21 protein-coding genes are annotated in these 26,452 nt (G+C 59.8%); 11 read left to right on the top strand and 10 right to left on the bottom strand.

What is annotated here, in order from left to right; translation table 11 throughout:
• Positions 1-3: 3 nt before the first annotated feature.
• Complete coding sequence (locus R2R70_RS05370) at positions 4-951, bottom strand: dihydrodipicolinate synthase family protein (protein ID WP_410977480.1); 948 nt, start codon at positions 949-951, stop codon at positions 4-6.
• A gap of 83 nt (positions 952-1,034) precedes the next feature.
• Complete coding sequence (locus R2R70_RS05365) at positions 1,035-1,967, bottom strand: 4-hydroxyproline epimerase (RefSeq protein ID WP_410977479.1); 933 nt, start codon at positions 1,965-1,967, stop codon at positions 1,035-1,037.
• 433 nt (positions 1,968-2,400) lie between these two features.
• On the opposite strand from R2R70_RS05365, the gene R2R70_RS05360 reads away from it, so the two are divergent.
• Positions 2,401-3,254 (top strand): IS5 family transposase gene (locus tag R2R70_RS05360; protein ID WP_410977478.1). Its coding sequence is split into 2 segments (ribosomal slippage): positions 2,401-2,743 and positions 2,743-3,254, totalling 855 coding nucleotides; the frame shifts between segments, so codons are not numbered across the junction.
• A 122-nt stretch (positions 3,255-3,376) separates the two neighbouring features.
• Here the strand turns inward: R2R70_RS05360 and R2R70_RS05355 are convergent.
• From R2R70_RS05355 to R2R70_RS05340, 4 genes are all read right to left on the bottom strand, one after another.
• On the bottom strand, positions 3,377-3,553 hold the full coding sequence (locus R2R70_RS05355; RefSeq protein ID WP_324689861.1) for a hypothetical protein: 177 nt from the start codon (positions 3,551-3,553) through the stop codon (positions 3,377-3,379).
• Between the two features lie 132 nt (positions 3,554-3,685).
• Positions 3,686-4,030, bottom strand: a complete 345-nt coding sequence (locus R2R70_RS05350; protein WP_348473565.1) for a hypothetical protein — start codon at positions 4,028-4,030, stop codon at positions 3,686-3,688.
• Between the two features lie 59 nt (positions 4,031-4,089).
• The gene (locus tag R2R70_RS05345) at positions 4,090-4,458 is read right to left on the bottom strand and encodes a PH domain-containing protein (RefSeq protein WP_054557116.1); all 369 of its coding nucleotides are present in this window, start codon (positions 4,456-4,458) and stop codon (positions 4,090-4,092) included.
• A 280-nt stretch (positions 4,459-4,738) separates the two neighbouring features.
• Positions 4,739-5,635, bottom strand: coding sequence for a LysR family transcriptional regulator (locus R2R70_RS05340; RefSeq protein WP_107334493.1), 897 nt, complete (start codon positions 5,633-5,635; stop codon positions 4,739-4,741).
• 454 nt (positions 5,636-6,089) lie between these two features.
• Here R2R70_RS05340 and R2R70_RS05335 point away from each other — a divergent pair, with 454 nt between their 5' ends.
• The 8 genes from R2R70_RS05335 (at position 6,090) to R2R70_RS05300 (ending at position 19,618) form a co-directional block, all read left to right on the top strand.
• Positions 6,090-7,607, top strand: a complete 1,518-nt coding sequence (locus R2R70_RS05335) for a CoA-acylating methylmalonate-semialdehyde dehydrogenase (protein WP_410977477.1) — start codon at positions 6,090-6,092, stop codon at positions 7,605-7,607.
• A gap of 128 nt (positions 7,608-7,735) precedes the next feature.
• Entirely contained in the window at positions 7,736-9,553 is a 1,818-nt protein-coding gene (locus tag R2R70_RS05330) for a GMC family oxidoreductase (RefSeq protein WP_410977476.1), read from the top strand.
• Between the two features lie 133 nt (positions 9,554-9,686).
• Positions 9,687-11,324 (top strand): BCCT family transporter, encoded by a 1,638-nt coding sequence (locus R2R70_RS05325; protein ID WP_410977475.1) that lies wholly within the window; start codon positions 9,687-9,689, stop codon positions 11,322-11,324.
• Positions 11,325-11,410: 86 nt separating this feature from the next.
• Positions 11,411-13,921, top strand: coding sequence for a CoA transferase (locus R2R70_RS05320; RefSeq protein ID WP_279838685.1), 2,511 nt, complete (start codon positions 11,411-11,413; stop codon positions 13,919-13,921).
• A gap of 664 nt (positions 13,922-14,585) precedes the next feature.
• Positions 14,586-16,193, top strand: a complete 1,608-nt coding sequence (locus R2R70_RS05315) for a BCCT family transporter (protein WP_197738664.1) — start codon at positions 14,586-14,588, stop codon at positions 16,191-16,193.
• A 550-nt stretch (positions 16,194-16,743) separates the two neighbouring features.
• Positions 16,744-18,282: a catalase gene (locus R2R70_RS05310; protein WP_410977474.1), complete on the top strand. Its 1,539-nt coding sequence runs from the start codon at positions 16,744-16,746 to the stop codon at positions 18,280-18,282.
• A 192-nt stretch (positions 18,283-18,474) separates the two neighbouring features.
• A complete protein-coding gene (locus tag R2R70_RS05305) occupies positions 18,475-19,065 on the top strand; it encodes an ankyrin repeat domain-containing protein (protein ID WP_410977473.1) in 591 nt (196 codons plus the stop codon).
• A gap of 208 nt (positions 19,066-19,273) precedes the next feature.
• On the top strand, positions 19,274-19,618 hold the full coding sequence (locus R2R70_RS05300) for a hypothetical protein (protein ID WP_404324901.1): 345 nt from the start codon (positions 19,274-19,276) through the stop codon (positions 19,616-19,618).
• Positions 19,619-19,948: 330 nt separating this feature from the next.
• Here the strand turns inward: R2R70_RS05300 and R2R70_RS05295 are convergent, their stop codons facing one another.
• The 3 genes from R2R70_RS05295 to R2R70_RS05285 form a co-directional block, all read right to left on the bottom strand.
• Positions 19,949-20,644, bottom strand: coding sequence for a fibrobacter succinogenes major paralogous domain-containing protein (locus R2R70_RS05295; RefSeq protein WP_410977472.1), 696 nt, complete (start codon positions 20,642-20,644; stop codon positions 19,949-19,951).
• Between the two features lie 49 nt (positions 20,645-20,693).
• A complete protein-coding gene (locus R2R70_RS05290; RefSeq protein WP_410977471.1) occupies positions 20,694-21,782 on the bottom strand; it encodes an SDR family oxidoreductase in 1,089 nt (362 codons plus the stop codon).
• Between the two features lie 245 nt (positions 21,783-22,027).
• Positions 22,028-22,702: an HAD family hydrolase gene (locus tag R2R70_RS05285; RefSeq protein ID WP_153636035.1), complete on the bottom strand. Its 675-nt coding sequence runs from the start codon at positions 22,700-22,702 to the stop codon at positions 22,028-22,030.
• A 237-nt stretch (positions 22,703-22,939) separates the two neighbouring features.
• Here R2R70_RS05285 and R2R70_RS05280 point away from each other — a divergent pair, with 237 nt between their 5' ends.
• Positions 22,940-23,425: a MarR family winged helix-turn-helix transcriptional regulator gene (locus R2R70_RS05280; RefSeq protein ID WP_107334509.1), complete on the top strand. Its 486-nt coding sequence runs from the start codon at positions 22,940-22,942 to the stop codon at positions 23,423-23,425.
• Positions 23,418-24,167: a siderophore-interacting protein gene (locus tag R2R70_RS05275; protein WP_107334510.1), complete on the top strand. Its 750-nt coding sequence runs from the start codon at positions 23,418-23,420 to the stop codon at positions 24,165-24,167. The genes R2R70_RS05280 and R2R70_RS05275 overlap by 8 nt, the downstream gene beginning before the upstream one ends.
• Before the next feature lie 114 nt (positions 24,168-24,281).
• On the opposite strand, the gene R2R70_RS05270 is transcribed toward R2R70_RS05275, so the two are convergent.
• Complete coding sequence (locus R2R70_RS05270; RefSeq protein ID WP_410977470.1) at positions 24,282-26,237, bottom strand: TonB-dependent receptor domain-containing protein; 1,956 nt, start codon at positions 26,235-26,237, stop codon at positions 24,282-24,284.
• Positions 26,238-26,452: the final 215 nt, after the last annotated feature.

Genomic DNA, 26,452 nt, shown 5'->3' with positions numbered 1-26,452 from the left:
GAGTTAGACCAGGTTTTCTGCCTTTGACCACTGTGCATACCAGCTGCGGAACTGGTCGTACTGCATCTCTACATAGCGTTGCTGAGATTTACTCAGTTTGTCTGTCTCATTGAAGTGTAAGGCGTATTCGTTATCCCCATTGATGACCATCAGGTGCTTGTAATACAAAACGAGGTCGGCTCCTTCATCGAAAGAGGATAAAACATTTAGGGCCTCTTCCAGTTCCTGGGCCTGGCGGCGTGCAGTGGCATCTCCCTTGGCGGCCTTCTTGCTAAGTTCCACCATCTTGAGAACTTCTTTGGGAAGTGCGTTACCGATACCAGTAATCGCTCCCGTTGCACCACAGTTGACGAAGCCATGATAGACCGCAGTATCGACACCCACCATCAGAGTCACATCTTCATCTTGAGAGGTAATGTTTTCTGCGGCATAGCGGAGTGCCTCTGCGCCACCGAATTCTTTGAAACCAATCAGATTCTGGTGATCTTTGCGCAAATCAAAGAATAAGTCAGCGCGCGTTTCGAAGCCATAATGAGGGCTGTTGTAGATCACGGACGGAAGGTCAGGTGCGGCTTCCAGGATGGCCGAGAAATGCGCCTTCTGTGCGGTAATGGAAGAGCCACGCGATAACACACGAGGAATGACCATGAGACCGGCGGCGCCGACTTTATGCGCATGTGCAGCATGAGACACCGCTTCTTTTGAGTTGACTGCGCCAGTGCCCACAATCGTCGGTATCCCCGCTTCTACCAGTCGTGCCACGCCTTCCTGTCGCTGCGCTTCTGTCAGTAACGGCCAATCCCCCATGGAACCGCAATACACGACACCACTCATGCCGGCCTCAATCAGTGCATGCCCTTTCGCAACAAGTGCGTCGAAGTCAGGCTGACGTTCTGCGTTGCAAGGAGTCATGAGAGCCGGGATACAGCCAGTAAAAATGGAATGATTCATTGTTTATCCTAATTTTATAAAGGGTGTTTAATGCGAGCTCTTGAGAGCTGACGTATTGTTGTATGCGTTTGTATGAAACCGCACTAGTGGTGTATTCCCCAGGCGAAGGGGTCATCGTCATCAATTACTAATATACTTTCTGCACTGATATAGGCATGCCCTTTGATAGAGGGGATGAGGTCAGTGCCTTCTTGTGTAAAGAAAGCTTCAAATATACCGCCACAGATACCTTCCTGCCGCCAAGTATGGCCAGGGGACAGTGCACCTTCAGCCGCAAGGCATGCTAATTTCGCACTTGTCCCAGTACCGCATGGTGAGCGGTCGTAGGCTTTTCCCGGACACAGTACAAAATTTCGACTATCGGAATTACTTCCTTTTGCAAATAGCTCGATGTGATCAATGTCGCCGCCACATTCCCCCTGTATATTTTGTTGAATCAATGCCTGCCTAACAGACCAGGTATATTCTGTTAGGGCATCAACATTTTCCAAGCTGAGTTGCTGGCCATGGTCGCTGATCAAAAAGAACCAGTTACCCCCCCAGGCAATATCTCCCTTAACGATCCCATGCTCCGGAAGCGTTACTTCTACTTCTTTCCGGAAGCGATATGAGGGCACGTTGTGAACGGTAACCGCGCCATCTTCATCTAGTTGCACCGTTACGGTTCCTACCGGGGTGTCGATCTTGTGAATGCCTGAGGTGATCTTTCCTGTATGGGCAAGAGAGGCGACTAACCCCATCGTGGCGTGACCACACATGCCCAGGTATCCACTGTTATTGAAAAATATGACCCCGCACAGGGAGTCCGGGGCCGTGGCCTCGCACAATAGTGCCCCCACCAGCACGTCATTCCCACGCGGCTCAAGAACGGTAGCCCGTCGCCAAGCATCGTGGTTCTCACGTAGATCAATGAGTTTCTCGGCTACAGTGCTGCCCCTGAGAGCCGGGAACCCATCAAGCACCAGGCGCGTCGGCTCACCGGCAGTATGAGAGTCAATGACATGCACACGCTTCATGGGACACCTTTAGAGTTGTTGTGGCGGAACGAGGGCACGCTGCGCCTCATTTGGATGATTTATATTTTATACAATCTTCAATGAGAGAAGGGAAGAGGAGCTGGTGCCTCATATGAGATCGCGATAGGAGAGGAGGAGGGCCAGTGAAGTGCCAGGCCGCGTGGTTCTTGGGGTGGCTGAGGAATGGGCTTAAGCGTGTAAGGTGAGTATAGGAGACTAAAGTTTAACCAAGATGGGGTATTGTTAGACCAGATCCGGCAGTGAGAGCACCCGATGAGAGTGACAGCGTCATCGAGGGTGATAGTTCACTGATAAGCCGCTCAAGTGCGAAGCCCTGCAGGTGCTGAAGAGATAGCGTTTGAGGTCTCGTTAGGTTTTGTACGAAAAGTCATTTTTGCTAATGTCACCCATGCATATCCAGCATAGGTGCGGCATGGCAGGACGCTACGAAATCTCGGATAGCCAATGGCAGTTGATCGAAGACATTGTCTCACCGGCTCAATCGATGGGCAGGCCCAGGAAAGACGACAGACAGAAACTGAACGGCATCTTTTGGGCCCTATGTTCTGGCGCCAAGTGGCGCGACCTTCCCGAACGTTATGGCCCTTGGAGTACTGTCTACGCCAGGTTCCGACAATGGCGTGATGACGGTACCTTTGAGGCAGTCTTGTCGCGGCTTCAACTTCGGCTTCGTGAAGATGGCCTGATGGATCTCGAGACCTGGATGATCGACTCAACCGCCGTTCGTGCAACACGCGCCTCCGCTGGTGGAGGCAAAAAGGGGGATCTGAAGACCCCTTAGACCATGCGTTGGGCCGGAGTCGTGGCGGCATCACGACCAAAATCCATTTGATCTGTGATCGCCTTGGCTGGCCCGTCGCCTTCACGCTGTCGGCGGGGCAAGAGTCGGATACACGGTACTTCATGCCCACTCTGGTAAAGGTTCATCTACCAGGAAGTCTTGGTCGGCCACGAAAACGTTGCCGCTACATCGTGGCAGACAAGGGCTATGACAGTGACGAGTTGCACCGTTACTGCGACCGTGTACGAATCAAGCCGGTCATCGCTCAACGAAAGATGAAGCGGAAACCCCGGCCAGGTTTCCCACGCGGTTTCGATAAACCCATGTACCGTCAGCGAAATATCGTGGAGCGCTCTTTCAGTTGGCTGAAAGAGTTCCGTCGTATTGCGACGCGATATGAGAAGTTGGCCCGTAGCTTTTATGCGATGGTATGCGTAGCTTGCATACGCCGCTGCCTACCAGCCGACTTTTCGTACAGAACCTAGGGCTACACAAGTGAAATAGTGGTGCAAAAGCGTTCGCTCCTGGGAAATATCGCGACGATTGTCCGAACGATACGCATTACACAGCAAGTTGACCCCTATCGGGATAGTCCCGTGTCGGCGACTCACGCGTCTGCTGTCTCGCCGCCGTCGTCTTCCTTGAGCGAGCCTTCTGCCAGAGGGGATGAGAAAGGTTGCGGGTCGTGAGAGGCAGACCTTGCGTCACTTTCCATAGTAAAAGGCAGGAGGGCTGACAACAGGACCGCCGCGAACAGCGAGAACAATGAATCGAAGTGTTTCATGCGCATACCCCTCTAGACCGTGAGTGTGTCTACAGAGCCTATGCCGCCCAAGGCGTGATTGCCTTTCGGTAATCTCGATATGGGCTAGTGGCGCAACCGATGTCACCCCCTTCAGGCGTAGTAACCGAAGTATCAGCGAACGTCGGGTTCTCGCTCGGTATCATTCCAGTCGATCACATGGCTGATGATCTTCCAGCCGGCCTTGCGTGCCGCCTTCTCGGCATGGATACGCGCTTCCATTCGCGAGATGCTGTCGGTCTGCACCGTGAAGGGCACTTCCAATGCCAGTCGCTTCTGCTTGACGCCAAGCGTCACCCGCAGCCCCTTGAGGGGAGTGGTGGTCTCTCTGGCGCGTGGTGCTTCAGGACGCGCGCGAGGAGCGGTCTCTCGGGAGGTTGAGCTGGCGGTTCTGTTGGTACTACGCACGAACTTGTCGAGTTCGCGTTTCATGCTTTCTTCGAATTGGTCGACTGACATGTCACTCATCTGGGTAACCCCGTTTGATCAAAGGAATTCACATCTGAAGCAGCAGGGAGTCAACACACATAGGTGGTGATGACTTGTGAGATTTCGGTAAGGCGTGTCTTGCCGGTAAATTCAAATCTCACCGTACCGAGTGCCGAGAAATAGATCGTGAGCTCTGAATCAAGATCAAAGGTGCCGGAAGTTTCGATGGAATAGGTTTCAATCTTCTTGTAAGGGAGGGAGGTGAAGTCTTTCTTGCTGCCTGTCAATCCTTGAACATTGACAGCGATAATACGCTTGTTGGTAAACACGACCCCATCACGCATTGATTTATAGGCTGAAATGATTTCTTCGCCATCGATCAGCAGGTCATTGACGCGTTCGGCATATTCATCGTTCTGTTTGAGTTTAAAAAAGCCTTTATTATTGAAATCTATCATTGTATTACCTTGTGATTCGACAGTGCTGCCATCTGGGGATACTTCGATAGCGCATGAGCAGGGGCCATCCCTCGGCCTCTGGCGGGACATGCGGCTTTTTCAGTATCACGACTAGAATAATCCATCCCGCGCCAACGGAGTAGCCCCGTGCTCTGACACCAGAGCTCCGAGGCGATCAAGTGTGCTGCATGGCAGTGCAAGAAGGGAGAACGTCGGAATGCACACCTGCCTCTCTGGACAGCATATAGCTTGCTGTCCGATCTCGGGAGGTCACCTTCCTTCACTCAGACGGCCAGACCTCTTCGAGACTTTGCAGGGCGGCTTCGACACAGGGTTCGTGTTGCTTGTCGTGACGCCATACCACGCTCAAGGCGCAGGGCAGGCGGGTGTCCGGCACGATATTGAGGCCGCGTTCCTGGCGCTCGGCCAGCGCCAATACATCGCGAGCCAATGTCAGTCCGACGCCGGCGCGTACCAGGTCCAGCATGCAGACTTCCTGATCCACCTGCGCGACGCGGTGGGGTGTGCACTGACTGTCGCGCATGGCATGCGCCAGCAGGCGTGAGTGGACGGAATTTTCCGGCGTCACGATCCATGGTAGGGCGGCCAGGGAGGGCCAGTCAGTCTCCGTCAGGCGCGATGACCAGCCGGTGGGGGCGAGAATGAAATAGTCGAAGAATGCCAGCTCGCGATAACAGAGGGAGTCATCGCGTGGGCCTTCACCGGGGGGAGCGAGGTAGAAGCCGATTTCCAGCTCATTCTGGCGCAGCGCCTTGAGGACGCAGCCGCTCATGCCGTGGTGGAGTTCCGTTTCCAGATTAGGCGCGCGTTCCAGTAGATGGCGCAGCAAGCTGCCCAGACGGATGAACTCCGGGTCGACGATGGTGCCGATGCGCAGCTTGCCGCGCACTGTGCTGTGCAGTGCCGCAGCGGCCTGCTCGAAGCCACGCGCGCTGGCCAGGGTCTTCTCGGCACTGGGCAGCAAGGCCTGGCCATCAGCCGTCAACAGCAGGCCATGGGGGTGACGCTCGAACAGGCTCAATCCCAGGCCTTCCTGCAATTGCTTGAGCTTGAGGCTGATCGCGGGCTGGGTGAGGTGCAACGCCTGCGCCGCTCGCGACACGCTGCCGGTGCGCGCCACGGTGACAAAGGCGTTGAGTCGGGACAGATCCTGCATCAGTGACATCCATGTGTTTGGCATTTTCTGGCTGGCGAGACACGTGCTGCTGGCCCTGCATCACGCATTGTGGCCTGAATGCGTTCTCTGCCACCTATTGGCCATTGGTCGCGGTAAGCCGTGTTCACCCGGGACAGGCCTCGTGATCGAAGCGCCTGTCGCTGTCGGCACTCCTTTCTTATTTATCGTTATAACTGATTGATTCCCAACACTTAACTGCTTCTCTGGTTCTCGAGGAGAGCTGAGGCGTTTTCGAACGAAATTGGATATCAGCAATCGTTATATCTCACCCAAGAATTACTCAATTGCACCCTGCGCGTGGCGGCGTAATTTCATGGACACCTGCTGATGGCATGTCCTCATTCGTCATAGACCAGGCGAAGGACCTTCAGCGCCAGACATGTGCATTACACAGGCTTATTCCTATAAAACACCGCCAGCGGAGATCAGCACCATGACGACAGCAGCCAACGCTATCCAGCATTTCATCAACGGCCAGGTGACTCGAGGCGACTCCAGCGCCACTCAGGATGTCTTCAATCCGGCCACCGGCAAGGTGACCGGTCAGGTCGCGCTGGCCCGCAACAGTGATGTCGATGCCGCCGTGGCTGCTGCCGACGCCGCTTTCCCGGCCTGGGCCGACACGCCGCCGATTCGCCGTGCCCGAGTGATGTTCAAGTTCCTCGCACTGCTCAACGAGCACAAGGATGAACTGGCGGAGGCGATCACCCGCGAGCACGGCAAGGTGTTCACCGACGCCCAGGGCGAAGTGGCACGCGGCATCGATATCGTCGAATTCGCCTGTGGTATCCCGCAGCTGCTCAAGGGTGACTTCACCGACCAGGTCAGCACCGGCATCGACAACTGGACGATGCGCCAGCCGCTGGGCGTCGTCGCCGGCATCACGCCGTTCAACTTCCCGGTGATGGTGTCGATGTGGATGTTCCCGGTCGCCATCGCGGCAGGCAACAGTTTCGTGCTCAAGCCGAGCCCGCTGGACCCCAGCGCCTCGCTGATGATGGCGGACCTGCTCAAGCAGGCGGGCCTGCCGGATGGCGTCTTCAACGTGGTGCAGGGCGACAAGGATTCCGTCGAGGCGCTGATCGATCATCCCAAGGTGCGCGCCCTGTCCTTCGTGGGCTCGACCCCGATCGCCAACCTGATCTACGAGCGCGGCGCACGTCACGGCAAGCGAATCCAGGCATTGGGTGGCGCCAAGAACCACATGGTGGTGATGCCGGACGCCAACCTCGACAAGGCGGTGGATGCCCTGATCGGCGCGGCCTACGGCTCCGCCGGTGAGCGCTGCATGGCCATCAGTGTCGCGGTGATGGTGGGCGATGTGGCGGACACCCTGGTGCCGCGTCTGGCCGAGCGTGCCCGCGAACTCAAGATCAAGGACGGCATGAACCTGGACGCCGAGATGGGCCCGATCGTCACCCGTCAGGCGCATGAGCGTATCTGCGGTTATATCGAAAAGGGCGTCGCGGAAGGCGCCGAGATGATCGTCGACGGGCGTGAGTTCACCGGCAACGACATCGGCGGCGACAGCACTGAAGGCTTCTGGATGGGCGGCACGCTGTTCGATCACGTCACGCCGGACATGACCATCTACAAGGAAGAGATCTTCGGCCCGGTTCTGGCCTGTGTCCGTGTGCCGGACGTCGCGACCGCCATCCAGCTGATCAACGACCACGAATTCGGCAACGGCGTGAGTTGCTTCACCGAGAGCGGCAGTGTCGCGCGGGAATTCGGGCGCCGCATTCAGGTTGGCATGGTCGGCATCAACGTGCCGATTCCGGTCCCGATGGCCTGGCACGGTTTCGGTGGCTGGAAGAGCTCCCTGTTCGGGGATACCCACGCCTACGGAGAAGAGGGGGTGCGTTTCTACACCAAGCAGAAGTCCATCATGCAGCGCTGGTCGGATTCCATCGATGCCGGTGCCGAATTCGCCATGCCGACGGCCAAGTAAGTCGCCATGCCGACGGCCAAGTAAGTCGCTCGCGACTGCGGTCATCTGCACTGTCGCCATCTGCATCGTAGTCATCTGCATTCTGGTTACTTACCAGCATACGCCAGCTGTCTGGAGAGGGACGCGCCATGTCAGACAACAAGAACAACCCGCATCGATCCCCGGAGGGCGAGCAGGACGCTCGCCCCGCCAAACCGGGCGACGATCTCTCTGAATTCGATTACATCATCGTGGGCGCCGGTTCCGCCGGCTGCCTGATGGCCAATCGCCTCAGCGCCAACCCTGACCACCGCGTGTTGCTGGTCGAGGCGGGCGGACGTGACAACTACCACTGGATTCACATTCCAGTGGGCTATCTGTACTGCATCAACAACCCGCGCACCGACTGGATGTTCCGCACCGAGCCGGACAAGGGACTCAACGGCCGTTCGCTGATCTACCCGCGCGGCAAGACGCTGGGCGGCTGTTCCAGCATCAACGGCATGATCTACATGCGCGGCCAGGCGCGGGATTACGATCACTGGGCCGAGGTGTCCGGCGACGACGAGTGGCGTTGGGAGCAGTGTCTGGCTGACTTCATGCGTCACGAGGATCACGCGCTACTGGATGACGGCGCCAGCAGTGATCCTGAGCAGCGTGATTTCCACGGTCACGGCGGGGAGTGGCGCGTCGAGCGTCAACGACTCAATTGGGAAGTGCTGGATGACTTCGCCAGTGCGGCCGAGCAGGCCGGCATTCCGCGCACCAAAGACTTCAACCGCGGCAGCAATGAAGGGGTGGCCTATTTCGAGGTCAACCAGCGGGCGGGTTGGCGCTGGAACACGGCCAAGGCCTTCCTGCGCCCGGCGCTCAAGCGCAGCAACCTGACCCTGTGGCATTCCACCCAGGTCAATCGTCTGCTATTTGCGGGCGGCGAGCAGGGCATGGGGGCTGAAACACGGGCTGGCACAGGGGCGACGGACGCAGCGAAGCAAGCCTCCGATCTGCGCTGCACGGGGCTACAGGTCGTGCGTGATGGCAAGGTCATCAACCTCTCGGCGAAGCGTGAGGTCGTGCTGTGTGCCGGCGCCATTGGCTCGCCACATCTGCTGCAGGTTTCGGGCGTCGGGCCCAGGGCATTGCTGGAGGAACATGGCGTCGAGGTGGTGAAGGACCTGCCCGGCGTCGGCGAGAACCTGCAGGACCACCTGCAGATCCGCTCAGTCTACAAGGTCACCAATGCCAAGACCCTGAACGCCATGGCCAGCACCTTGCTGGGCAAGATGGGCATCGGCATGCAGTACCTGTTCAAGCGTTCCGGGCCGATGAGCATGGCGCCGTCGCAGCTGGGGGCCTTCACGCGCAGCAGCGATGACTACGCCCACCCCAATATCCAGTATCACGTCCAGCCGCTGAGCCTCGAGGCCTTCGGGCAGCCGTTGCATCCTTTCCCGGCGATCACCGCGAGTGTCTGCAATCTCAACCCCACCAGCCGTGGCACGGTGCGTCTGCAGAGCGCCGACCCGCGTCAGGCCCCGGCGATCGCGCCCAACTATCTGAGCACCGATGAAGACCGCAAGGTCGCGGCCGATTCCTTGCGGGTCACGCGGCATATCGCCTCCCAGCCGGCCTTTGCGCGATACAAGCCCGAGGAGATCAAGCCGGGTGTCGAGTACCAGACTGATGAAGAGCTCGCCAGGCTCGCCGGCGATATCGGCACCACCATCTTCCATCCGGTGGGCACCACGCGCATGGGGCGCGCGGATGACCCGATGGCGGTGGTCGACAGCCGTCTGCGTGTGCGCGGTATCCAGAGATTGCGGGTGGCCGATGCAGGCATCATGCCGACCATCGTCAGCGGCAATACCAACTCGCCGACCCTGATGATCGCGGAGAAGGCCGCCGGCTGGATTCTGGAGTCTACTGGCGGTGCCGATTTGGTCGAGCTACCGCCGCGATCGGCCTGACAACGGCCATCTTCCTCCACCCATATCACGACCTTGCCGATACGCCATGCATGGAGACCTTGCGATACGCCAATCGCAGGGAACTCCCCGCGTCTCAACACCGAATCGCATAACCACAATAACGGTGATCAACATGAGCAGTTCTGCGCCCAAGACGGCTTCCGGCAGCGGGAGCCCGACACGCGAGCCCCGCGCCTCCCACAAGGCCCGCGACGAGATCGACTGGCGGGTTTTCCTGCCCTCGGTGCTCGTCATCGCTGGCCTCATCATTCCCATCATCCTGTTTCCCGAATCCGGTGAGGCTGCCGTCAATGCGGCCTTCGCCTTCGCGACCGGCAATTTTGGCTGGCTTTACCTGCTGGCGGGCTTCTCCGTCGTCGTGTTCCTGATCGGTCTGGCGTTCAGCCGCTACGGCAATGTCCGTCTGGGCGGCCCGCAAGACACGCCGGAGTTCTCGTATTTCAGCTGGGTCGCGATGATCTTCGCCGGCGGCATCGGTATCGCCATCGTCAACTGGGCGTGGGTCGAGCCGATCTACTATTTCACCGGCCCGCCATTTGACGTCAAGGCCGGCAGTGACGCAGCGGCCGAGTGGGCGCTGGCCTATGGCCAGTTTCACTGGGGGCTGACGCCCTGGGCGTTCTATTGCCTGCCGGCGATTCCCATCGCCTATTCCATGTATGTCCGCAATCGCCCGGGCGTGCGTCTGTCCGTGGCCTCCAGCGGCGTGCTCGGCAAGCATGCCGATGGCTGGTGGGGCGTGTTGCTGGATGCAGTGGTGGTGTTCGGCATCGTCGGCGGTGTCGGCACCTCGCTGGGGCTGGCGGTGCCGCTGGTATCACGACTGCTCGGCGATCTGCTGGGCATCGAGCCGTCCTTTGCGCTCAATCTGGGAGTGCTGCTGATCTGGACGGCGATCTTCTCCGCCAGTGTCTGGTTCGGGCTGGCCAAGGGCATCAAGATCCTCTCCGACATCAACGTGATTCTGGCCATCGCCTTGCTGGCCTTCACCTTCACCGCCGGGCCGTCGCTGTTCATGGTGGAAGGCTGGGTCAACAGTCTCGGCACCATGCTGTCGAGCTTCGTGACCATGAGCCTATGGACCGACCCGGTGGGCGATTCGACCTTCTGGAAGGACTGGACCGTCTTCTACTGGGCCTGGTGGATCGCCTACGCGCCGATGATGGGGCTGTTCGTCGCCCGTATCTCGCGGGGGCGCACCATTCGTGAACTGATCATCGCCGAGCTGGTGTTCGGCTCGCTGGGCTGCTGGGTGTTCTTCGCGGTCTGGGGCGGTTATGCGCTGGACCTGCAGGTGAGTGGCACCCTGGATGTCGCGGCTGCACTCAACGACGGCGGTATCCCCGGCGCCGTGTCCGCGATTCTCGCCACGCTGCCGTTCTCCGAGCTGATCACCGCAAGCTTCATCCTGCTGTGTTTCATCTTCCTCGCCACCACCCTGGACAGTTCGGCCTATGTGCTGGCGTCGGTGACCACGCGTGAGCTCTCAGGCTATCAGGAGCCCAAGCGCAGCGTGCGCCTGATCTGGGCCTTCCTGATCGCCGGTGTCGGGGTGGCATTGATCCAGCTGGGCGGCCTCAAGGCGGTGCAGACTTCCACCATCGTGGTCGCGCTGCCGATGATTCCGGTGCTGTTCATCCTGACCTGGTCGCTGGTGCGCTGGTTGCGCCAGGACTTCGCGCGCAAGGTGCTGGAACCGCATCTGGTGCTGGAGACCCCCAGCCCGCGCGATGACGCCAAGCCTCGCTGAGTGCACTTTTTCCTGTCTCTCTCAACACATGACGCTCACCGGGGCTGACGCAACCCGCATGCCCCCCGGACAGAAGGACCGCACCGATGACAATCCACTCCGAAACCCGCCTGCCGCTGACTGACGTCAAGGTCATCGATTTCGGTCAATACATGGCGGGCCCGGCCGTCGCCATGATCCTCGCCGACCTGGGCGCCACCGTGGTTCACGTCGACCCGCCCGGCGGGCCGATGTGGCAGTCGCCGGCCAACGCCACGCTCAATCGCAACAAGCTGATCGTCTCGCTGAACCTCAAGTCAGAGGAGGGCGTCGAGCAGGCGCTGGCGCTGATCGAGGAGGCCGACATCGTGATCGAGAGCTTCCGCCCCGGGGTCATGAAGCGGCTGGGCATCGACTTCCAGGCCCTGCGCGAGGAGCGCAATGAGCTGATCACGCTGTCGATTCCCGGCTTTGCCTCCAATGACACCCTGCGCCGCGACTGGCGCGCCTTCGAGAGCGTGATCGCCGCCAACTCCGGCGTCTTCACCGACATGGGCCTCAACCGGGTGCTGATGGGCATCAACCCGTCCTTCTCGCCACTGCCGCTGGGCTCGGCCTACGGCACCATGCTGGCGGCTTCCTCGGTGGTACTGGCGCTGCAGGCCCGCGAGCGGACCGGCATGGGTGACGAGATCGAGGTACCACTGGTCTGCGCGCTGATGGAGGGGCTCTGCTACAACTCGATCAAGATCGAGGGCCTGCCGGAGCGCTACAAGACCCAGCGCGAGAAGGAGATCGAGCGTCGGCGTATCGAGGGCCAGCCGATGAATCTCGACTACGACGAGCTGCAGGAGCTGCTCGATCCCTTCTATCGCAGCTACAAGTGCAAGGATGGCCGCATGTTCTATGTGGTCTGTCCGAGTCATCGCGAGCACGCCAAGCGCTGCCTGAAGGTACTGGGCCTCTACGATGAGCTGGTCGCCGAAGGCATGAGCGAGGAGCCGGATACCTATCGCCCGAGCAGCGAATGGCAATCCGACATGTCGCTGGGCGTCTATCCGTTGCCCAAGTCCTGGGCGGACCATATCGCGGCGCGCATGAAGGAGGTCTTCCTCACGCGCACCTCCAAGGAGTGGGAGAAGATCTTCGGTAAGGGCAAGTTCCCCGGTGCGCCGCAGCGCTGGCTGCAGGAGTGGATCCACGATGACCACGCCGAGACGGCGGGCCTGATGGTCGAGGTCGAGGACCCGGAATTCGGGCTGATGATCCAGCCCGGCCCGATGGTGTGGATGGCCGACAGCGGCCAGGAGATGCTGACGCCCAGGCCGCGGCGCTGGGTGAGCGTCACCCATGCGCTGTCGGTGCTGACCCGCATCGAGACCAAGCTGCCACGGGTGCGGGCACGCAATGCCCGCGATGGCTGGCTGGAAGGCGTCAAGATTCTGGACCTGTGCAACGTGATCGCCGGGCCGCACTCGGTGGCGTATCTGGCGCGCTTCGGTGCCGAGGTCATCAAGGTCGATCCGGCCAAGCCGTTCTATGACTGCTGGAATACCGTCATCTTCGGCCTGTCGCACATGCGTTCCAAGCGCTCGCTGCTGACCGATGTCAGACAGCCCCGCGGGCGTGCCATCCTGGATGAGTTGATTCGCCAGAGTGATGTGGTGGTCTGGAATGCCACCGACCGGCAGGTGGCCTCCATGGGCCTGAGCGAGGAGGCCATGCGCGAGCTGAATCCGGACGCCGTCTTCTGTCAGCTGGACTGCTTCAGTGGCGTACTGCCCGGGCCGCGCACCAACTACCTCGGCTATGACGATCTGGTGCAGGCCACCACCGGCATCATGCTGCGCTTCGGTGGCAGCATGGACACCCCCGAGGAGCACGCCCACGTCGGCACCATCGATGTCATGTGCGGCTTTGGCGCGTCGCTCGGGATTGCCACCGCGCTGTATCGCAAGCTCAAGACCGGCCGCACCTCGCGCATCAAGACCTCGCTGTCGGCATTGAGCGGTCTGGCCCAGCTGCCGTTCTGCTATGACTATGAGCGCCGTGGCCTGTTCGACGAGCCCTCCGGTCGTGAGGCGACCGGCTACGATGACCTGGCGCGTTTCTATTCGGCCTCCGATGGCATCCTGCTGGTCAGTGCCTATGAATCGGAGCTGGAGAAATTCCGCAAGGTCGAGGGACTGGAAGAATTGCCGGAAATCCCGCGTGAGGAGCGCGCCGCCTACCTGGCACCGCGTTTCATCAGCGCGCGAGCCAATGACTGGGTCGAGCGACTGCAGGCGGCGGATATCGCCGCGGCCGTGTGCGAGAACCTGGAGACATTGCGCTCCTACAACGTCCACCCGGCTGGCGAGCGGACCGGGATCGATGCCGGCAGCTATTCGTTCTCGGTCTACTCGGACCACCCCAGTGGTCACGAGATCACTCAGCTTGACCCCTATGCCATCCGTCCGCGGCGTGGACGTATCTACCCACTGTCGCCGGCCGAGAAATACGGCGCCTCGACCCGCTCGGTACTCAAGGGGCTTGATCACAGCGATGAAGAGATCGATCAGTTGATCGAGGAGGGCGTGGTGTCCGAAAGCTGGAGTGAGGAGTACCTGCCAAGCTGATCGCGCCATACGGTGCCTGTTCACTGAGGGCCGCCGACTGAAGGCTGTCGATAGCGCCTGAGACGTTCAAACACCTCATCTCGTGATTCACGAGGTGGGGCGTTTTCGTGACCCAGTACGTCAGCCAGTGCTGATTGCTCAAGGCCGGCTTGCCTGACCCTGAGCTGGCAGGGGGCAGCTCCCGGCGCATGAGAAGTGCTCAAGCGCTGAGCGTCTTGTGACATGAGGTGAACGTCGAGGCTTCTGCGTATGACGTTGGTGCATCGGCTGGCGTGACCCTCGCGATGCAAAGGCGAAAGACTGCTGCGACAGGTGCAGGATTCTGCGTGACAGTCGCCGCTCATGAGCGCTTGAGACCCACAGGCCGCCGACATTGACGTGTCGGCGGCCTGTTCGCGTCTGGTGGAAGTCAATGTACGAGGAGGGCGCGAGAAGGCGAGTGCGCAGTGCGAGATTAATGAATTAAATTCATGTTTTCATGAGAAAATACCGTGTCGCGATTCATACTCCCCGCAGTTTCCGGGAAAGTATAATGCGCGTGGAATAGAAAAATGTATAATACCGCGCTCTTTTCATTACGAAAAATTATTGAATACAGCGAACTGCCCGAGCAAGAGCGATGTCTCGCCCCTCTTGCTCGGGCTTTCTCACTAAGGTGGTAGTCGTGCAAGAAGCAGTTCCCCCCGCCAGTGATGGCGATCATCTGGACCCGCGTGTCTTCATCCCCGCCGTATTGGTCATCCTGGCCTTCATCGGCCCGGTCATCCTGTTCCCGGAGGCCAGCACCGCGCTGATCAATGCTGCTTTCTCCTTCGCCACCGGCAAGTTCGGCTGGCTGTATCTGGTGGCCGGCCTGAGCGTCGTCGGATTCCTCATCTGGCTGGCCTTCAGCCGCTACGGCAACGTCCGCCTGGGCGGGGCAGAGGACACGCCCGATTTCTCCTACTTCAGTTGGGTGGCGATGATTTTCACCTGCGGGATGGGGATTGCGATCGTCAACTGGGCGTGGGTCGAGCCGATCTACTACTACACCTCGCCGGCCTATCACGTGGCGGCCAAGAGCCGTGAGGCCGCGGAGTGGGCGCTGGCCTTCGGTCAGTTCCACTGGGGGCTGACACCGTGGGCCTTCTATTGCCTGCCGGGCCTGCCGATCGCCTACTCCATGTACGTCAAGAAGCGTGATGGCGTGCGTCTGTCCGTCGCCTCGCGCGGCGTGCTGGGCCGTCATGCGGATGGGGCCTGGGGCGTGTTGCTGGATTCCATCGTCGTGTTCGGGATCGTCGGCGGTGTCGGCACCTCGCTGGGGCTGGCGGTACCGCTGGTGTCACAGCTGGTCAGCGGTATCCTCGGCATGGAAGCCAACTTCGGGCTGGAAGTCGCGGTGCTGTGCATCTGGACGGCGATGTTCTCCGCCAGTGTCTGGTTCGGCCTGGCCAAGGGCATCAAGATTCTCTCCGACGTCAACGTGATCCTGGCGATCTTCCTGCTGGCCTTCACCTTCATCGTCGGTGACTCGCAGTTCATGGTCGAAGGCTTCGTCAACAGTCTCGGCAAGACCCTGGGTAACTTCATTCCGATGAGCCTGTGGACCGACCCAGCGGGGGATTCCACCTTCTGGAAGGACTGGACCGTCTTCTACTGGGCCTGGTGGATCGCCTACGCGCCGATGGTGGGCCTGTTCGTGGCCCGTATCTCGCGCGGCCGTACCATCCGTGAGCTGATCATCGCGGAGCTGGTGTTCGGCTCGCTGGGAACCTGGGTGTTCTTCGCGGTGTGGGGCGGTTACGCGCTGGACCTGCAGATCAGCGGCGCGCTGGATATCAAGGCGCTGCTGGACAGTGGCGGTATCCCGCTGGCGGTGGAAGGCATTCTGCAGACCCTGCCGTATGCCAAGCTGGTCACGGTGGCCTTCATCCTGCTGTGCTTCATCTTCTTGGCAACCACGCTGGACAGCTCGGCCTACGTGCTGGCCTCGGTGACCTCACGCAAGCTGTCCGGGTATCAGGAGCCCAAGCGCTCGTTCCGCTTGATCTGGGCCTTCCTGATCGCGGCCGTCGGCGTTGCGCTGATCCAGTTGGGTGGCCTGCAGACGGTGCAGACCTCGACCATCGTGGTGGCGCTGCCGATGATTCCGGTGATGCTGATTCTGGCGCTCTCGATGCTGCGCTGGCTCAAGAATGACTTCCCCAAGGAAGAGCTGAATCCGGTACTGGTCATCGATGACATGCCGGCCTTCCAGCGCAAGTCGAAGAAGACGAATCGCCAGGCGTAACCGCTATGCGCTGAAAGAGACGTCGCAAGACCTAACGACAAGGGCCCCTCACATGAGGGGCCCTTGTCGTTTCTGGCGTATGGACACGCCTGACAGGGAGCAGGTTTGGCCTTGCTCAGGCATACCATGCCCATCCCTTCGCTCGGCCCTTTCTCTTGGTCATTTGTATTCGAGGTGGGCGACGGCCAGCATCGAGTATCTTGAGCCGCGCGGATTGGATGACAGGACGCAACAATCCTGGCCTGAACGTCTTGCCCTCAGACCTTGGATTCGCGTTTTCTCGCTGGGAGATTGATGACGGTGAAGTTTGCATCTGACCTGAAAACCGCAGCAGCGCGACACCTGTATGCATGAACATGCAGAAAGTCGTGGCCGTCGTGGTGGACGCCACCTCGGGTTCCTCGCTGGCGGGATGAATCAACTGGTGCTTATATTGCAACACGTTAGGTTTTCGCTATTCCCTGGTTAGTTATTATTTATTTTTGCTATGGGAACTTCTCGCCAATACTCCTCGCCCCGTTACTCCCTGATTTAACGAGGAATTTGCGAGATGCTGAACGTACGTTTTCCCATGAAGACCCTGACGGCCGTGATGGCGCTGGGCCTTTCTGCCAGCAGTCTGGCGCAGCAGGAAGTGATGACTCGCTCCAATGGTGCGCCGGTCGGCAACAACCAGAACTCCCTGACCGCCGGCCCGAACGGCCCGACACTCCTGCAGGACCACCACCTGCTGGAGAAGCTGGCGCACTTCGAGCGCGAGCGCATTCCGGAGCGTGTCGTCCACGCTCGTGGTACCGGTGCCTACGGTGAGTTCCGTGCCACCGCGGACCTGACCGACCTGACCGTCGCGGCACCTTTCCAGGACAAGGGCCAGGTGACGCCGGTCTTCGTGCGCTTCTCCAGCGTGATCAACAGCAAGGGCTCGCCGGAGACCCTGCGCGACCCGCGTGGCTTCGCCGTCAAGTTCTACACCGAGCAGGGCAACTGGGACATCGTGGGCATCAACTTCCCGGTGTTCTTCATCCGCGATGCGATGAAGTTCCCGGACATGATCCATGCGCTGAAGCCGGACCCGCGTACCAACCTGCAGGACCCGAATCGCTACTTCGATTTCTTCAGCCATATCCCCGAAAGCACCAACATGCTGACCTACCTCTACTCGCCGCTGGGGATTCCGACCAGCCTGCGTGAGATGGATGGTTCCGGCGTGCATGCCTTCAAGTTCGTCAATGCCGAAGGCGACTGGAAGTACGTGAAGTTCACTTGGAAGTCGCGTCAGGGCAACCACGGCATGACGCCGCAAGAAGCCGCCAAGGTGCAGTCCACTGACTTCAACCATCTGACCGATGACCTCTACACCCATCTGGATGCCGGCGATGACCCGGTCTGGGATCTCTATATCCAGACTCTGGATCCCAGCCAGCTGAACAGCTTCGATTTCAATCCGCTCGATACCACCAAGTTGTGGCCGGAAGACCTGATTCCTGCCCGCAAGGTCGGTGAGCTGACGCTGAATCGTACGCCGGACAACTTCTTCCAGGAAACCGAGCAGGCGGCCATGTCGCCGGCCAACCTGGTGCCGGGTGTCGAGCCCTCCGAAGACCGCATGCTGCAGGGACGTCTGTTCGCCTACGCCGATGCCCAGCGTTATCGCCTGGGGGCCAACTTCATGCAGCTGCCGGTGAATGCGCCCAAGAATGAGGTGCACAACAACCATCAGGACGGCGCGGGTTACTCCAAGCCGCGTTCCGGCTCCATCAACTATCAGCCGAGCCGCAACGCCGACTCGCTGGTGGATGACAGCCAGTACGAGTACAAGCGCTACACCCTGAATGGCACCACCCAGCAGCAGCCGATCGGCAAGCAGCAGAACTTCGCTCAGGCCGGTGAGCTGTATCGCTCCTTCTCCGAGCAGGATCAGGATGCTCTGATCCAGGCGCTGGGGACTGACCTGAGCAAGGTCAAGAACGAGGAGATCCGCGAGATCATGGTCAGCCACTTCTACCAGGCCGACCACGAATACGGTGAGCGTCTGGCCAAGGTGGCAGACGTCGACATGGACGACGTGGAAGAGCTGATCGAGGACTGAGACATCTGAGTCAGCGGCTGAAAGCAAAGCGTACAAAGAAAAGCGTGATGCGATCGCGATCAACCGCTGCCGGAAGTCCCGGGCCTGATTGACCCGGCAGGGGAGCTTGCGCTCCTCTGCCGGCCGGCACACGAGCGCAACATGTGCGCCAGACGAGCTCAACACGAGCGAAAGACGAGAGAGGAGCGCAAGATGCATACGATGCGAGCCACAGACTCCAGCGAGCAGCAATACGGCCTGGGCAGAAGATGGCTGGCGGTGTTGGCCAGTCTGCTGATGATGGTGATGGCGGGGCAGGCTGTCGCGGCTGGCGACATCGATATCTTTGACGCCGCACGCGATGGCGACAATGCCGCGATCCGTGAATATGTTCAGCAGGGCGGTGATCTCTCGGTCACCAATTCCCGCAGCTATACCCCTTTCATTCTCGCGGCCTACTACGGACATACCGACACCCTGGCGCTGCTGAAGTCCGCCGGTGCTGACGCCTGTGCACTCGATGAGAAGGGCAGCAATGCCTTCATGGGCGTGGCGTTTCGCGGCTTTGACAAGACAGCCAGATGGCTGATCGCCAATACCGACTGTGATGTGAATCATCGCAATTACAGTGGCCAGACGGCGCTGATGATGGCGTCCCTGTTCGGCAATGAAGACATCATCAAACTGTTGCTGCAGGCAGGTGCGGACCCCTCGATCCAGGATGCGCGTGGCAATACTGCGCAGTCATTGGCGGCGGCCCAAGGCCTGTCACGTATCGTGACGCTGGTGAAGTTCAATATGTGAGGTCAGGCGTGGCCAAGGGTGGCCAGTGAAGCCTGTTCGGTGAATCTATCGGCTGACAACGCGCTTGGCTCACAGGCCCTTAGCTCACAGGCCCTTAGCGCCACCAACCTGACGTTCTATCTATTTTACGTACCATCAATCTGACGTTCAGCAAATTGCAAGTCTTGCAGATCTGACCAACCCAACGCAAAAGACGAGAAGTGACATCATGAAAGCCATGAAAGTACTGTGTGTGACAGCTGCGCTGTGTGCTGCGAGCAATGCGGCATTTGCCGACAATGGCGAAAGCGACACCCGTGTCCGTGAGGCATTGAGCGAGAGCCGTATCATGGGGCAGGCGCAGCCGGCCGAGCGCAGCACGCAAGTCTATGTGGAGAGTGGCATGAGCGTGGCGGCAGGCAGGGTGCAGCATGCCTTGAGTGAAGAAGGCAGCCGCGGACATGCTCGCAAGTGGGCCATTGAAGACAAGAATCACGCGACGGATTTCGTGAATGATGCCGGCAAGAGTGTTCCCGCCACCCGCATCGAACATGCCTTGAGCGAGAGCGCCTGACAGCCGATATCACCTCCGGGATGGAGTGTGCGTGACATCATGGTCGAGTCTTTCTGAGCGCTAGCTGCCAGCCAGCAATGATCAGCACGACACAATAACGTGAAGCCCGCCATTTGCGGAAAGACGCTTGACCATGACGATGTCATCTTGCTCCCGGAACCGGCAGGAACCCTTCAGCAAGGATTCTTGTTGAACCACGCGTTCAATCGCTGACGCCAGAATGTCTTCAATCGGCGTGATTCAGCGGAACAGAGTCCTTGCTCAAGCGCTCCTCGCGCCTATATCACTACCGACTGTGCCCCTCCCATTACCCCCAGTGTTGTGCCCTGATCAGTCCTTTACGCATCTCACCGAGAACATGCCACTTTTGCCAAGTGTCGCTCGGCGGATCTCGCCCTTGTGCGGATTCCACCAGGAGTAGGCCAGTGTTCTGGCAAACGCTTTGGTCGGCGTCGCCTCACTGCGGGTCCAGAATTCGGCGTAGGCGCCCTGGGTGATATACCAGCCCTTCCACTTCACGCCCGCCGGCCTTGCAGAAAAGCCGGTGAGATTGATGCGCGCCTGATCGAAGGACGTCAACAGGGAGTCGGGTTGAGCCGCCTTGAGCGTGATGGCGATATCATCATCGCCACGCCAGCCCGTCGAGTCGATCTCCTTTTCTGCAATTCCGATGGCGCGTTCCAGCGCTTTCCAGTCCTCATCCGAGGCGACTCTCCAGCCCACCGGGCAGAGATTGCGTGCATCACTGACATCGTGCCAGTCATACAGACGGCCATATGACAGCAGGTTGTCAGGGTCATCCTTGGGGATGAATGCCGTTCGGATGGGCGAGCCATCCTGAAAGCGAGTCGTTCTTAGGTTGTCGGCAAGCCAGGTCTGAGCGCCGATCTTGACGGTACGATAGAGATTGCCTTCACTGTCCTGAATCGAGGTCTCCGGCTGGATGATCTCGTCATAAAGGCGGTTGGCAAACGACATGTTCGGAATCATCATCAGGAGACCTGTGACTACCAGTGGTACATTCATGGGATTCGCCTCCCTGAAGGTGGCGGGAAGGTCGGTGGTCGGTTCAAGGTCAAATCGGCCAGCTCAACTGCGTTGCCTTCTCCGAGACTTGCCATAGCCGGGTCATGACGCTCTTCTCCAGAACGAATGCCCCCAATTCGCACTCACCCACCGGCCCGCCGAAATTCATCAGCCCCGTCGGGCCATGGTAGGCCCGCTGCCTGAGGGTCTTCTCGGTGGCGCACATGACTTCCGGGTAAGCGCCTCTCTTGGCCGTCTGCGCCATTCCCGTCTTCACCATCACTGCCCAGCTGAGTCGAGTCGCCAGATTGGCGTTGTCACGAATCAGTGAGGTGTTGGACGCGCCCGGATGGCAGACAAAGACTTTTACCCGGCGGCCTGCGGCCTCAATCCTGTCCTGCAATTCATAGGCGAACATCATCTGCGCCAGCTTGCTGTGGCTATAGACCTTGTTCGGGTGATAGTTGTGCTCCCAGTTCATGTCATCGAACTGGATGGTTTTCAGGCCCATCTTGTGGCCTTCACTGGAGACCACGACGATCCGCCCGTTGGAGGCATCGATACGCTCGAACAGCAGCCCGCACAGCAGGAAATGCCCGTAGTGATTCACGCCCAGCTGACTTTCGAAACCGTCGACGGTGAGTTGCTGTCGGGAAACCTGAGCGATGGCGCCATTGCAGATGAGGGCATCGATCTGCGGGACCTTATCCAGCACTTCCGCGGCCGCGCTGAGCACGCAGGCCAGCTCCGCCAGATCCATGTGTATATGACTGACATTCGCCGCGGGGCCAAACTCCTCTTGCAGCGCCGCGATGGCCGCCTCTGATCTGGTCGGGTTGCGATTCAGCATCACGACGTCGGCACCCTTGCTCAGCAATATGCGCGTTGCCTGAAAGCCCGCGCCGCTGTTGGCGCCGGTGATGAGATAGGTCTTGCCGACGAGCGAGCCGATTCTGTCCGGGGTCCAGCCCTTGGGGCCAAATGGTTGGTTGCGAGTCATGGTCAAGATCCTGATGGCAGGTGTGCGGCGGTTGCGCTTGGGATACGTCAGGGGCGCGCACGACAGCTGCGACTGGCTTTGCGTACGGTCGTGTCCTGCGAGCCTTGCGTATCTGGTGCGTGTTTGCTGTAAAGACACTATAAGTATCGAGAAGGGCGATATATAGGCGCTATAGTCGCTAAAACGTGCCTATTCGTATCGGTAGGAGGGGTGGGCTTGCGGCATTCGCGAACGGGAGTGCTGGTGGCTGCAACAGGCAAAGCGAGTCACACCACAAGCAGCCTGTCTTGTGCGCCAGGCATGAAAAATCCCGCCTCTAGGGACGGGATTTCTCGGTGCGGAATTTCATGGGGCGGGAACTGAGGGAGAAGGCGCGACGATGTCTAGTACTGCGCAGCGAGCTTCTGAGAAATCTGCGCCACCAGCCTCGGCAGCTCGCGCGCGTGGTGCATGCGCAGTGCGCCACGCGGCGTTTCATGGCCGTCGTCGTGATGGGCGAAGTGGATGACCTGCATACCGGCATCCAGCCCTGCCTGTACCCCGACGATGGCATCATCGATCACCACGCAATGTGATGGCGAAAAGCCCATCTGCTCGGCTGCGAGTCGATAGATGCGCGGGTCCGGCTTCCACACGCCCAGGGTATAGGCGCTGTAGATATGGCCATCGAAGAAGCGCGCCAGGCGTGTGGTATCGAGCGCCAGACGCACCTTGCGCTCAGGCCCGTTGGACACCACACCACAGGGGTAGCCTGCAAGCTCCATCAAGGCGGCTGCCATGTCGGGCATCGCCGTCAGGCGTGCCTTCATCAACTCTTCCAGCAGGGCGCGCATCTCGCCTTCCATGCGCCGTGTGGGCGCTTCTTCCAGAACGCCATGGGCTGCCTCCAGCGTGCGCACGATGCTCATGAAGCGCATGCCGCGAAACTCGTTCATGTAGCGGTCGCTGGTAAACGGCAGACCATAGCGGGGCAGGGTGCTGGACATGGCCTCGGCGAGGAGGATTTCGCTATCAACCAGGGTGCCATCGGAATCAAACAGCAGGCAGAGTTCAGCCATCGATGCCTCTCGTGGGCGTCAGGAATGTGTGGCCTTCGACCTTAGCAGGTTCCCGCTCGCTGTCACCATGTCACGCAGCAAGAGTTGCCGAAAGCGCGCCTGGCAGTGGAGGGAAGAGTGATAGGCACATGAGGTTTTTGGCATTAAGATGAGAATGCTTCTCGATCATGTTTTTGTTGACAGTATCAACCATCTGCCAATATAGTTGACCTATACCAACCATATGGTGAATGACACATGAGTCAGGCATCACTCAATGATGTGCTGCATCAGCTGATGCATGTCTATCGCAGGCAGCTTCGCATGGGCATTCAGCGCTACCAGCTTGATCTGCCTGTCACGCACGTTCGGGTGCTGAAGGGCATTGGCCGTACCTCCGAGTGCACGGCGCACAAGATCGTGCAGCATCTTGGGCAGGACAAGGCGCGCGTGACGCGGGTGCTCAATGAATTGATGACGGCGGGATTGATCGTCAAGACGGAAAATCCGCAGGACCGTCGCAGCCTGTTTCTCGCCCCTACCGCGGCGGGCCACGACATGCTCAAAGAGATTGAAGCCCTGGAAGATGAGACCGCTCGGCGGATGGCGGGAGACCTCAGCGATGAAGAGGTCGCCACATTCCTGAAAACGGCATCTGCCATGATCCACAATACAAGCGAGTGTGAAGCACGCGATGCTGAACAACTTGAAGGCGTTTGCCAGAGGAGTGCGCAAGATGGGTAAGCCCGCAATGCGAGAGCTTGAAGTGATTCGTTCCACCCCGGTGACGGAGCACATGCTGCGCGTCACCCTGGGCGGGGAGAATATCGGCTCCATCCCCGAGGGGCAGGAGAGCGCCTATATCAAACTGGTGTTTCCGCGCGGGGAAGGCGAGCGCCCGATGATGCGCACCTATACCATTCGTCATCAGCGTGCGACCGAGATCGATGTCGATTTCGCGCTGCACGATCACGCCGGCCCGGCATCTGCCTGGGCCGTCAGCGCCCAGCCGGGGGACCGCATCACCATCGGCGGCCCGGGGCCAAAGAAGCTGATCAACATGGAAGCCGACTGGTTCCTGCTGGCGGGTGACATGACAGCCTTGCCGGCGATCAGCGTCAATCTGGCCGAGCTGCCGGCAGACGCGCGCGGCCACGCCGTCATCGAGGTGACCAGCGAAGCCGATATCCAGACGCTTGAGCATCCGGCCGGCATCGAGCTGCACTGGGTCATCAATGCGCAACCGGACCCGAGCGGACAGCCGCTGCTGGACAAGATCGCCTCCTTGCCGAGCCTGGAGGGTCAGGTGTCTGTCTGGGCGGCCTGTGAATTCGGCAGCATGCGAGCGCTGCGTGCTCACCTCAAGCAGGTGCATGAGATCCCCAAGTCCCACTTCTACGTCTCCAGCTACTGGAAGATCGGGCAATCAGAAGACGGTCACAAGCTGGCCAAGCAGCAGGACGCCGAGGCGGAAGGGGCGAACTGAAGCCTGAGCCAGTGACGCCATCCAGCTCCAGAGAGGAAAATGCCCCACAGGCCAGGCCTGTGGGGCATTTTTTCGTCAGCTCATCGCGAGCTGATCGTGAAGTCAGGGACTGGGTCAGAAGCTGTAGCTGGCACCCAGGCGGATGTCACGGCCCGGCTCCAGCATGCTGTCACCGCTGCTGAGCAGGTAGCTGCTGTGGTCGCTGTAGCGCTTGTCGAACACGTTGTTGACCGCCAGTGTGAGGGTCAGGTCCTGATATGAGGCGGGTGTCCACTGGGCGCGTATGTCGTGCGTCACGTAGCCCGGCTTCTCCTCGTCGCCTTCTGCCACCCGATCCAGGCGTTCCACCGCGTTCAGGGTGTAGCCCAGGGTGACGTTGTGGTTTGGCAAGCGATACTGGTGATCCCAGGTCCACTTGTCGCCGGTGGAGGCGCCGATGTTCATCTCGTCACCCAGCGGGTCGCCGTCGTTGTTCTTCATCACCACCTTGGCATAGCCCAGACGCGTATCGTAGCCGCCCACGCCCCAGTTCAGGCTGGCTTCATAGCCACGGCTCTCGACTTCGCCCTCCAGGTTGTAGAGCACCGCCGGATCACTGCCGCGATCATAGGCCTGATAGTTCTCGATATCGGTATGGAAGCCGGTCAGCGCGAAGCCGAGGCGATCTCTCGCCATCAGGGCATCGCGCTGATGCCAATCCAGACCGATCTCGCGCTGGCGAGCGCGTTCCGGCTCAAGCCCCTCCGCGATGGTGACGTCATCGCCGATCAGGATCACTTCACGTGCCTTGGCACCGCGAATGGCCTCGCCGTAGCCGGCATGCAGGGTGAGGTTGTCTGTGGCATCGACACTCAGAATCGCGTTGGGGGAGACCTCGCTGCCACTGACGCTGCCCGCCTCGCCGTAATCACTGTCGTAATCATCCAAACGCGCGCCAACGGACAGGGCCCACGGGCCCAGCGTCATGCGGTTCTGGGCGTAGACTCCCAGGTTGCGTGAGGTGTCTTCGTTGTTGGGGCCGGCGCTGCCTGAGTCATCGGAGCGACGAGTGTCCTGATCATAGAAGTCCACGCCAGTGGTCAGCGCATGTGCCACGTCACCCGTCTTGAGGCGCAAGGTGTTGCGGACATCCGCGCCGAATTCGCGGGAACGGCTGGTGCTGCCGGCCTCGACACGATCCAGTTCCTGGGTGGTGTGATAGAGGGTGGTTCTGGTGTCGATCAGGTCATTGCCCGGGTGCCAGGCATGATTGACGGTGAAGGTCTCGCGCTCCATTTCCTGATAGGTCGGCTGCTGACTGCTGAAGCTCGGCATGTGCGGACGCGTGAAATAGGTGCCGTGATCGGTGGTGCGCTCGGCGCTGATGCGCAGGTCCTGATCATTGACGTCCAGCAGTGACATCTTGAGCAGGTAGCCACGCTGCTGGCCTGCGGTCTGTTCCTGCTCACCGCCACCGCCAACTTCATAGTCATCGCTGTTGCGGCCGCTGACATATCCCATCAGACCGAGATTCTCCCCCAGACGGCCATAGAACGCCGTGGTGCCAGAGGTGGCGTCCGCCGCACTTTCGGTGCCGACGGAGACGCGTGCGCCCAGGTCCTGGCCGGGCTTGAGCAGGTCCTGCGCATCCTTGGTCTCGAAGCGGAGGCTGCCGCCAAGCGCGCCCGGGCCGTCATCGGCGGTCGCGGGGCCTTTATCGACTTCCGCCTGCTTGAGCAGTGCCGGGTCAATGGTCAATCGACCGGTATGGTGGAAGAGGTAGCCGCCCTGACGCGCGCCATCGATGGTGACGTTCAGGTTGGTGTCTTCCAGGCCGCGTACATAGACCTTCTGGCCGATGGCGATGCCACCGCCGACACTGACGCCCGGTTCGGCGCGGAACAGGTCTTCCAGGTCGCGTGCCTGACGCTGATCGATCTCTTCAGCGCTGATCACGACATTCTGTTCGAGACGGTCTTCGCTGATGACGAGGGTGGACATGTCGTCAGCCGAGGCGTGGCCCGAGAGGCTCAGGGTCAACGCACTGGCGGAGAGGACGGCTGCGGTAAGCGGATGGAGGCGGAGGTGCACGTGAGATCCCTTGCTCTGAATAGTTATATGTTGCGTCTGGCAATGCTAATCGTTCTCAATAATGAATTGCAAGATTCTTGCACAATTCTTGCCTGAAGGGTCTGCTGGCGTCGTATCGGGGAGAAAGACCGCGATTGAGTTGCCCGTGCAAGGCATTGTCACGTGCAAGCCGATAGGGTTGCTGGAGATAAGGGTTGCTGAATAAGGGTTGCTGG

This window comes from Cobetia sp. SIMBA_158, from assembly GCF_046566945.1.
In the GTDB taxonomy this organism is placed as follows: domain Bacteria; phylum Pseudomonadota; class Gammaproteobacteria; order Pseudomonadales; family Halomonadaceae; genus Cobetia; species Cobetia amphilecti.
Note: the sequence above shows the minus strand (reverse complement) of the source record. Positions and strands in the feature narration are given on the sequence as shown.

Coding starts and splice junctions, on each gene's coding strand:
- R2R70_RS05320 (WP_279838685.1), top strand. CDS start 11,411: ATGACAATCCACTCCGAAACCCGCCTGCCGCTGACTGACGTCAAGGTC.
- R2R70_RS05280 (WP_107334509.1), top strand. CDS start 22,940: ATGAGTCAGGCATCACTCAATGATGTGCTGCATCAGCTGATGCATGTC.
- R2R70_RS05295 (WP_410977472.1), bottom strand. CDS start 20,644: ATGAATGTACCACTGGTAGTCACAGGTCTCCTGATGATGATTCCGAAC.
- R2R70_RS05335 (WP_410977477.1), top strand. CDS start 6,090: ATGACGACAGCAGCCAACGCTATCCAGCATTTCATCAACGGCCAGGTG.
- R2R70_RS05370 (WP_410977480.1), bottom strand. CDS start 951: ATGAATCATTCCATTTTTACTGGCTGTATCCCGGCTCTCATGACTCCT.
- R2R70_RS05310 (WP_410977474.1), top strand. CDS start 16,744: ATGCTGAACGTACGTTTTCCCATGAAGACCCTGACGGCCGTGATGGCG.
- R2R70_RS05345 (WP_054557116.1), bottom strand. CDS start 4,458: ATGATAGATTTCAATAATAAAGGCTTTTTTAAACTCAAACAGAACGAT.
- R2R70_RS05350 (WP_348473565.1), bottom strand. CDS start 4,030: ATGTCAGTCGACCAATTCGAAGAAAGCATGAAACGCGAACTCGACAAG.
- R2R70_RS05275 (WP_107334510.1), top strand. CDS start 23,418: ATGGGTAAGCCCGCAATGCGAGAGCTTGAAGTGATTCGTTCCACCCCG.
- R2R70_RS05330 (WP_410977476.1), top strand. CDS start 7,736: ATGTCAGACAACAAGAACAACCCGCATCGATCCCCGGAGGGCGAGCAG.
- R2R70_RS05340 (WP_107334493.1), bottom strand. CDS start 5,635: ATGCAGGATCTGTCCCGACTCAACGCCTTTGTCACCGTGGCGCGCACC.
- R2R70_RS05305 (WP_410977473.1), top strand. CDS start 18,475: ATGCATACGATGCGAGCCACAGACTCCAGCGAGCAGCAATACGGCCTG.
- R2R70_RS05300 (WP_404324901.1), top strand. CDS start 19,274: ATGAAAGCCATGAAAGTACTGTGTGTGACAGCTGCGCTGTGTGCTGCG.
- R2R70_RS05325 (WP_410977475.1), top strand. CDS start 9,687: ATGAGCAGTTCTGCGCCCAAGACGGCTTCCGGCAGCGGGAGCCCGACA.
- R2R70_RS05285 (WP_153636035.1), bottom strand. CDS start 22,702: ATGGCTGAACTCTGCCTGCTGTTTGATTCCGATGGCACCCTGGTTGAT.
- R2R70_RS05355 (WP_324689861.1), bottom strand. CDS start 3,553: ATGAAACACTTCGATTCATTGTTCTCGCTGTTCGCGGCGGTCCTGTTG.
- R2R70_RS05365 (WP_410977479.1), bottom strand. CDS start 1,967: ATGAAGCGTGTGCATGTCATTGACTCTCATACTGCCGGTGAGCCGACG.